Annotated in this window: 10 protein-coding genes and 1 pseudogene; 1 reads left to right on the top strand and 10 read right to left on the bottom strand. The window is 66.3% G+C overall.

Annotated features, from left to right (window positions below):
* The 4 genes from ACLN58_RS14645 to ACLN58_RS14630 all read right to left on the bottom strand — a co-directional run.
* The coding region (locus tag ACLN58_RS14645) for an ABC transporter ATP-binding protein (protein WP_415855995.1) at window positions 1-1,301 on the bottom strand (1,301 nt) is incomplete at its 3' end.
* A complete protein-coding gene (locus tag ACLN58_RS14640) occupies window positions 1,298-2,413 on the bottom strand; it encodes a hypothetical protein (protein ID WP_415855994.1) in 1,116 nt (371 codons plus the stop codon). The genes ACLN58_RS14640 and ACLN58_RS14645, both read right to left, overlap by 4 nt.
* 68 nt (window positions 2,414-2,481) lie before the next feature.
* Window positions 2,482-3,222 carry a hypothetical protein gene (locus tag ACLN58_RS14635; RefSeq protein WP_415855993.1) on the bottom strand — a complete coding sequence of 247 codons (741 nt, stop codon included), beginning with the start codon at window positions 3,220-3,222 and terminating at the stop codon, window positions 2,482-2,484.
* Window positions 3,223-3,374: 152 nt separating this feature from the next.
* A complete protein-coding gene (locus tag ACLN58_RS14630; protein ID WP_415855992.1) occupies window positions 3,375-3,647 on the bottom strand; it encodes a peptidase inhibitor family I36 protein in 273 nt (90 codons plus the stop codon).
* 7 nt (window positions 3,648-3,654) lie between these two features.
* Here ACLN58_RS14630 and ACLN58_RS14625 point away from each other — a divergent pair, with 7 nt between their 5' ends.
* Entirely contained in the window at window positions 3,655-3,891 is a 237-nt protein-coding gene (locus ACLN58_RS14625; RefSeq protein ID WP_415855991.1) for a hypothetical protein, read from the top strand.
* An 80-nt stretch (window positions 3,892-3,971) separates the two neighbouring features.
* Here ACLN58_RS14625 and ACLN58_RS14620 read toward each other — a convergent pair whose 3' ends face one another.
* The 6 genes and pseudogenes from ACLN58_RS14620 to ACLN58_RS14595 form a co-directional block, all read right to left on the bottom strand.
* Window positions 3,972-4,277 carry a LysR family transcriptional regulator gene (locus ACLN58_RS14620; RefSeq protein ID WP_415855996.1) on the bottom strand — a complete coding sequence of 102 codons (306 nt, stop codon included), beginning with the start codon at window positions 4,275-4,277 and terminating at the stop codon, window positions 3,972-3,974.
* An 80-nt stretch (window positions 4,278-4,357) separates the two neighbouring features.
* Entirely contained in the window at window positions 4,358-5,086 is a 729-nt protein-coding gene (locus ACLN58_RS14615) for a GNAT family N-acetyltransferase (protein ID WP_415855990.1), read from the bottom strand.
* Between the two features lie 46 nt (window positions 5,087-5,132).
* Entirely contained in the window at window positions 5,133-6,158 is a 1,026-nt protein-coding gene (locus ACLN58_RS14610) for a 6-phosphofructokinase (RefSeq protein ID WP_415855989.1), read from the bottom strand.
* A gap of 194 nt (window positions 6,159-6,352) precedes the next feature.
* Complete coding sequence (locus ACLN58_RS14605; protein ID WP_415855988.1) at window positions 6,353-6,655, bottom strand: PspC domain-containing protein; 303 nt, start codon at window positions 6,653-6,655, stop codon at window positions 6,353-6,355.
* A 65-nt stretch (window positions 6,656-6,720) separates the two neighbouring features.
* Entirely contained in the window at window positions 6,721-7,086 is a 366-nt protein-coding gene (locus tag ACLN58_RS14600; RefSeq protein ID WP_415855987.1) for a hypothetical protein, read from the bottom strand.
* A pseudogene (locus tag ACLN58_RS14595) lies at window positions 7,086-7,659 on the bottom strand (hypothetical protein); the annotation flags it as partial. The pseudogene ACLN58_RS14595 and the gene ACLN58_RS14600, both read right to left, overlap by 1 nt.

The raw sequence follows: 7,659 nt of genomic DNA, 5'->3' as shown, positions 1-7,659 counted from the left end.
CCTAGCCGCTCGGAGGCTGAACGGCCGATGATCGCGGCGGGAACACCGCCGGGCAGGTCCATGAGCTGGGCTGCATTCGCCGGTATGGTTCGAACCTCTGTGAGCGAGAGATACCCGGCATCAGCAAGTCGGATCGCCCCTGAATAGAGTCCGTTGCGGGAATCGGGATCGGAGAGGCGGCTGACCCGAGCATCACCGGGTGCGATGGATGCGCTCACGCCTAACTGGATGAAGCCGTTGAGCCTGCCGATGGCATTGCGCGTCCCGTCCACCTCTTGGGGAGTCGGGACCGTGCCGGACTTCAGGGAAGGATCTGTGAATCGAATTTCATCGAGCGCGGCTTCAGTGAGCCTCTCGGCGATCTGGCTCGACGCCGTGTGGGTAAGGCCCGCGCCCGCGACGAGGCCGCCAGCTCCCAGAAGGAAGACCATCAGGAGGAGGATGCTCCTCAGCGGTCGAGCCGTGAGCGAGTTTGCGGCGTCGGCGATGTTGTCGAGAACGGGGAACGATTTCCGTTTGTTCGGGGCGGCGGGCCGCTCGGACGACCTCGTCCGGACGGGTGCCTCGCTCGTGGAATGATCGGCGACGGCGCCGTCGACGAGGCGGAGGCAGCGGTCCGCGGCGGCTGCTACCCGTTCGTCGTGGGTGATGACGACAACGGTCGTTCCCTGATCGGACAGCTCCTTCAGATCCTGGATGACCTTGCGGGTGTTTTCCTTGTCCAGGTTCCCGGTGGGCTCGTCGGCGAGGATGATGCGGGGTCGCGTCACGATCGCGCGCGCGAGGGCGACGCGCTGGCGCTCGCCTCCTGAGAGAGACCGGGCAGGAGTGTGCCGGATGCGGCGAAGGCCAAGAGAGTCGAACACCTCGGAGACTCTCGTGTATCTCTCTTCCGGAGGGACGTTCTGGATCCGAAGGCCCAGCGACGCACCAAGGTATGCGGGCTCCGTGGGGATCATGTAAGAGCTTTGGAAGACGAATCCAATTTCCCGGCTGCGAAGTGCGTTCCGTTCTCGGGCCGAAAGCTGGGCAACTGGCTTCCCCTTGAGGAGATATGTTCCGGCGGTCGGGGTATCGAGGAGCCCGAGGACGTTCAGGAGAGTGGTCTTCCCGGAGCCTGACGGTCCGACGATCGCGACGAACTCGCCTTCGTGGATGTCGAAGGTTGCATCTGTCAGCGCGTGTGCCGTGCCGAAGCATCGCGCCAGGTTCTCGACACGGATCAGGGGGGACTCCGCGGCTCCCGACGCTGAACCGCCGATGCTCGGAACTGCATCCTCCTGGGATGCGGCGTTGGTCACGGAACTCGGACTTCAGTTCCGGCCGGGAGGCTCGGGTCTGCCTCGATCTCGGCCCACCCTGCTGCCTGGGCCTTGATCGTGATCTTCACCTTGCGAGGCGCGGGCGGTGAAGCTGAGGCGGACGACGGCTCATCGGCTCTGCGGAGGACTTCGACGAATGCACTGCCGGCATCGCGCTGGATCGAGATCAAGGGGACGGCGAGGACCGCCTTGCCGTCAGGGGGAAGCGAAATGTCGACGTCTTGCCCGGGAAGCAAGCCAGCTGCCTGGTCCGGGAGTTTGATCGTGATGTCTTTCCCTGCCGGCTTGGTTGCAGCAGTGTCGCCGGGGAGTAGTTTGCTGACTGTTTCGACGATGCTCGACGACTCTCCGCCGGACCACTTCAGCCTAAGTTGGGTTCCCGGTGGCAGTCGGTCGGCCTGCAGGATGAGGGCCCTGGCCGTAATCGTGTTAGGGCTCGTTTGGACGAGGACGAGAGGGGCGTCGCGGCTGACGTGCGAAGCTACCGCCGAAGCCCGGACCACCTGCCCGGAATCCCCGGGGATCTGGACGAAATCGAGCCATCGGAAGGTCGTGTCATCCTTCGTCTTCCCGGGTGGCTCGAGACCGGCATTCGCATAGATCAGCCGAACCGCCTCAAGCGTCACGGCCTCGATCTTGCCCGACGCCGGCACACCCTGATAGCCCATCCGCCGAAGCGCCTTCTGGAGGCGTGTCACATCTGATCCGGCGTCGTTCAGTTTGAGGTCCCTGTACAGGGGGACGTCATCGCCGATGACGATTTGGGGACGTCCCGCAATCGCCCCGATGTAGGTCCCCGGGGCGAGGCTGTCGCCCGGACCGACTGCGATATCCGTGACGACGGTCGGTCCTGACGCCCCGGAGCTGAGATCAGGGATTGGGACCGTGGTCCCGCTGACCACGCTGCCCTTGAGGGCCAGAACCTCCTGCACCTCCCGCATCTCGGCTCGCGCGGTCACGGGCACGGTGGTGTCCCGATTCTCGAGCGCGCTGGACTCTGGGCGCCGAACCAGTGAACCGGCGACGAAGGATGCCATGAGGATGAGGATCATGACGACCGTGAAGACGCCGATCCGCCAAGGGTGCAGCACGCGGCGACCTCGACCGCCGGATACCGCGTCGGAGGACCTGGTATTCGTCATAGGAATTGGTCCAACCGTTATGCTCCCGCCGAGAGAATAGCCTCGTCGGCCTTCGCGAGCAGGGTGTCGATGCCCTGCCGTTCCGCTCTCAGTTGGCTTTCGTTCTGTTTCACGAGCGCTGTCTGAAAAGAACCCTCGATATTCGCAAGCCGCTGGACGAGCGAGACGGTCTGCTTGCATTCGACGTCGCCGACTGCGATGCGGATGATCTTCTCCTTGTCACCGTTCGTTGCGGACAGGTCGGGATTCCAAGAGTCGGCGTCTCTCAGTCCGATGCCCTTGCTCTTGAGGCAGTCCTTCCACTCGCCGACGGCCTTCTTGAACTCCTCGCTCTGGGGAGCGAGCATCGCTGCCTGGCGAAACAGCCGTTCGGCCGTCTTCTCGGAGGGCGCGCTCTTGGAGACCAACGCCGTGGCAAGACAGGCGTCCCACGCCTCGTTGAACTTCTCTCCTAGCTTGGACAGGTCCAAGTCCTTCGGGCCGGTGAACCCGTCCGGCATGTCATAGCCGCGCTCCTGGGCGTTCTTCAGGCTCCAGGCACCGTAGGGCCGCTCCCCGGCGAACGCTCGATGCCGGTTGTAAGGGCTCAGATCGATCTTCTCTCCCTTGGCCGTAAGACACTGCTGCATTTTCACGCTGTTGGCCTGATCGACCTTGTCCGCCTCCGGAATCGAGAGCATGAACTTGTCGAGCGGAAAATCGATCTGCTCGGCATCCTGATCCAGGTTCACTGTCGTCGCGATTGGATCGATGTTCACTGGCCCAGCCTCCGCCTGCCGAGGCGCCGCGCTGCAGGACGCGAGGGAGAGGAGGAGCGCGGGAATCATCACGAGACACCTTCCCCTCACAGCACCCACGCCCCGCCCGTTTGGTCTTTTTGCTGATCTGCCATCTCCACGAATACAGTCGACTAACTGCTGTAGCTGCTCACGGTATCGTTCCAGCTCGAGTAGCCGCCGTATCTGTAGTAGCTGTAATCATTGAAATTCAGCACGACTTCTCCCGGATCGAGGCGGAGCCACGGGCCGGCGTAATTCGCGTCGAGGTAGAAGTACAGATATCTCCAGTTCCGGTTGTTGGCCGATGAGATGCTGTCATTCCAGTAGTCGCCCACGTATGGAACGCTCGACGCGTCCCACGCCCCGCGATCGCCGCCGAGATTCGCATCCTTCCACGAGCACATATTTGAAATGCACGAGGTCGTGCTTGCCTGGGCCGGAGCCGCCGCGCCGATGGTGCCGGTAGCGGCGATCAAGGCAGCTGCTGCAGCGGACAGGATCTTCTTCTTCGCTGAAACCGACGAATGCATCATCTTCAAATATCCCCCATTTTGGGCATGGCCGACTATCGGCCGCGAATCGGCCGTCAAACTGAATCTGATGAGTGCCCCGATCCTAGCTATTGCAGTTCGGGGTGCAGTCCTTTAGTTGCGTTTGAGTGGCACGTCCTCGATATTCGCTGCTCGCCAGAACACCGTCAAGCGAGGCGGCCGCGATATGCCCACCTGTCATAATTGCCTAACATTTCGGTGCCTCCGCGGACCAGGTGCTCGTGGTCCGGCCGTGGCTGCCGCTTCAGGCATTGATTCGGCCAAGCGCAGGATCTCGACCGCGATGGGAAAAACCTCCACCCCGGCCGCGTTGAGCCTCATGCCTCCCGGGCCTCGGCCGAACAGTTTCGTGCCCACGTACCGTTCGAAGTCGGCAACTTGCCGGCTGATCGCCGACTGAGTGAACCCTAGCTCGGCGGCGGCGTCGGTCATGCTTCCATATCTCACCACCGCAACGAAGGCTCTGACTCCGCTCAGATGCACCGCTTCCCCCACCGGTAGACCTCCACTGTCTACACACGGTACAGGGTCTTGGAAGCGTCAATCGATGCGTTCGTGGCGGGCTACGTGTGCCGGAGCTGCACCGACGCGATGCGTCCCGACGGAACCACGCCGAGGGCGTCCGCGAGTTTGAGCGCCCCGACGTTCTGTGCCTGCGCCTCGAGTTGCACGAGATAGCCCTCGGCGAGCGCCTCGTGCGCCGCAAGCCGGGCCATGAGCGTCCCGAGCCCGCGGCGCCGGAGCGTTGGCGCCACGAGCACCCCGAGGTCCGCGATGAGACCCTCTCGGACGGTATACGCGGCGCAAGCGGCCGGACCATCGGGCAGCATGAGCGTGAAGCGGTGTTCTCGGCGCTCGATCCCCGCGGAGCTCACGTCGTCCGGCGGGCAGAGGGTCTCGAGCTCGATCGCTTCGGGATTGCCGCGCGACACCTCCGGTTCGGCGTCCGGCTGGAGGACTGGGAGGTCGTCGACGAAGCCGAGCACTCCCGTGCTGAGGCCGTGTGCGCCGTGGCCCACGAGCCGCAAGAGTGCGCCGCCCGCCAGCAGCTCCTCGTCCGCGAGGTCGGCTGCCGCCTCGACGAGCTCGGTCGGACCGGACAGCGCGAGCTGACCGAACAGCTCGACTGCCGTGAGCGAGAAGGCGGAGTCGCGGCACCCAAGGAGGCGCCCGCCGTCGTCCGAGAAAGCGAGGTCCGGGAGCCCTAGCCGGCGCGCCCACGCGAGCCGGACGATGCCACGGCTCCCGAGGTGGAACGTCCGGCCCGAGCCCGTCTCTGCGCCACTGTTCACGCGGTCCTCTTCGCCCTGCCGCCGTCCTTAGCCCTGTCCGGCACCCTCAGCCGAACAGGACGCGGGCCTCGTCGTACCGGTCCTGCGGGACCGTCTTGAGCCGGCCGAGCGCCGCTTCGAAGCCCACGTGGACAATGTCTGTGCCGTTGAGCGAGACCATGGTGCCCCAGCGGCCCTCGACCACGGAGTCGATCGCGGCCATGCCGAGGCGCGTCGCGAGCACGCGGTCGAACGCAGTGGGGACCCCGCCGCGCTGGATGTGGCCGAGGACGGTCGCGCGGGTCTCGATGCCCGTGATCGCCTCAAGCTCGGGGGCAAGCCGCTCGGCGATGCCGCCGAGGCGCGGTCGGCCGAAGGTGTCGAGGCCGCGCTCGGAGTGCGCCTCGCCCATGGTGTCGAGCGCGAAGCCCTCGGCGACGACCACGAGCGGCGCCCGGCCACGGTCGTGGGCGAGCTTGACCCACGCGGCGATCTGGTCAATGCTCACGCGCTGCTCGGGGATGAGGATCGCGTGCGCGCCGGAGGCCATGCCCGAGTGGAGCGCGATCCAGCCGACGTGGCGGCCCATGACCTCGGCGATCATGCACCGGTGGTGGGACTCGCCCGTGGTCCGGAGGCGGTCGATCGCCTCGGTCGCGATTTCGACGGCGGTGTCGAAGCCGAACGTGTAGTCCGTCGCGTCGAGGTCGTTGTCGATGGTCTTGGGGACGCCGACGATCTTGAGGCCCGCGTCGGTGAGCCGCTTCGCCGCGGCGAGGGTTCCCTCGCCGCCGATCGCGATGATCGCGTCGACGCCGAGCCGGTCCATGTGGCCCTTGATGACGGCAGGGCCGCCGCCGTTTTCGAACGGGTTGGTGCGCGACGTCCCGAGGATCGTGCCGCCCTGCTTGGCGATTCCGCGGACCAGCGTGCGGGGGATGTCGATGATGTCGCCCTCGACCACGCCGCGCCAGCCGTCCTTGAAGCCCACAAACTCCTGGCCGTGCACCGCGATGCCCTTGAGGACGGCCCCACGGATCACTGCGTTGAGGCCGGGGCAGTCGCCTCCGGAGGTGAGGATGCCGATCTTCATGCAGGGCCTTTCCGCTGGTGCGGCCGGTCCGCTCAGGGGGCGGCGGGCCGACGGTGGGTTGTGGTGCTTGAGGCGCCCCGTTGAGCCCACGCCGATTGTAGCCGCGCGCTCTGGGTGATGCACACCACAACAGGACGACGACGGCTGGCCGCCGTCGTCGTCCTGTCGCCTCGCCGAGCGCTTCCGCGCGCGGCTCACGCCGTGGGTTCTCCCTGCCCGGGCTGCTCGCCGGACGGGGGCACTGCGCCGCCATTCCGAGGCCCGCCGAGGAGGTTTTCGAGGATGATCGAGCCGTTCTGATCCGGGATGAGGCACCACGCCACGAGGTACGCGAGGACGGCGGGCCCGGGGAGGAAGCACAGCACGATGAAGATGATCCGGACGAACATGACGTCCACGTCGAGGCGGTCGGCGATCCCGCCGAGCACCCCGCCGAGGATGCGCCTCGGGCCGCGGCGCAGGCCGGTCGAGCGGATCGAGTTGAAGAACGAGTCCATGGGTGGCTCCTGGTTGCGAGGATGGTTGCGAGGACGGTTTCGAGGGGGCTTGAAGCCCTGAAGGCTTAGAGGGACGGGCCGTCGTACGGGCCCTGGGCGTCGTAGGGGCTGCGCTTGGGCGGGTCCGTCGACTCGGGGGCGGTTCCGAACGCGTCCGCGGAGTGCGAGCCACCCGGCTCGTCCCCGTCCGCGGCCTTGGCGGAGTCGATCCGCCTCCTGCTCCGGGTGGCGGCGAGGCTTCCTCCGACCACGAGCCCGAGGCCCGCGAGGAGCAGGAGGCTCACCGCCGCGACGCCAAGATCTACCGTGAACCAGCCGAGCCGGCTCGCGACGAGAAGTCCTGCAACGGCTACCACGACGGCTCCCCAGACGATCGTGCCCACGCTCGGGCCCTGCTTGAATTCCGAGTGCTCGGAAACGTTCGCGCTCATCACTTCTCCTGCTCGATATCGACGTTGCTCATGGTCGCGTCGAGGTTGATCACGAGGGTCGCGCCTGGCTGGCCCGAGTTGTACGTCTCGGAGCCGTTCGTCGTGAGCCCGGCGATCGACTTGTCGCCGAATTGGACGTTGCTCATCGTGGCGTCCGCTTGGACCCGAACCGGCACGTTCTTCGGGATCTTGATCTCGAGCTGGCTCGCGGTCACGTTCACCGGGACCGTGGCCTCCGAGGGCAGCGGCCCCGACGTGTCGAGCTGGCGCAGGTCGAGTTGGCCCGAGGCCGCCGTGAGTGAGTAGCCGGACGTGGCCTGCTGCACGCTCGCGGGAGCGAGGTTCACGGCCCCGCGGGGGCGGCTCAGGGCGTACGCGGGCTGTGTCGCCGCGGCGACGATGAGCGCTACGACCGCGAAGAAGGAGAGGATCCCGCCCGTCCGTCCGCGGAGCCCCGCGACGAGGATGCCGAGGCCCAGGACGGCTGCCGCGATGGCCCACAGGGCCCCCGTGCTCGGGTCGAGGATCGTTGCCCCCGAAAGCTGCAGGGCGAGGAGGCCGCCGGCCACGAGG

Source organism: Sinomonas sp. G460-2 (assembly GCF_047759905.1).
Lineage (GTDB): Bacteria > Actinomycetota > Actinomycetes > Actinomycetales > Micrococcaceae > Sinomonas.
Note: the sequence above shows the minus strand (reverse complement) of the source record. Positions and strands in the feature narration are given on the sequence as shown.

Bases quoted from the DNA above. Each gene is read 5' to 3' on its own strand.
- ACLN58_RS14630 (WP_415855992.1), bottom strand. From the start codon at position 3,647: ATGTGCTCGTGGAAGGATGCGAATCTCGGCGGCGATCGCGGGGCGTGG.
- ACLN58_RS14625 (WP_415855991.1), top strand. From the start codon at position 3,655: ATGCACGAGGTCGTGCTTGCCTGGGCCGGAGCCGCCGCGCCGATGGTG.
- ACLN58_RS14610 (WP_415855989.1), bottom strand. From the start codon at position 6,158: ATGAAGATCGGCATCCTCACCTCCGGAGGCGACTGCCCCGGCCTCAAC.
- ACLN58_RS14605 (WP_415855988.1), bottom strand. From the start codon at position 6,655: ATGGACTCGTTCTTCAACTCGATCCGCTCGACCGGCCTGCGCCGCGGC.
- ACLN58_RS14600 (WP_415855987.1), bottom strand. From the start codon at position 7,086: ATGAGCGCGAACGTTTCCGAGCACTCGGAATTCAAGCAGGGCCCGAGC.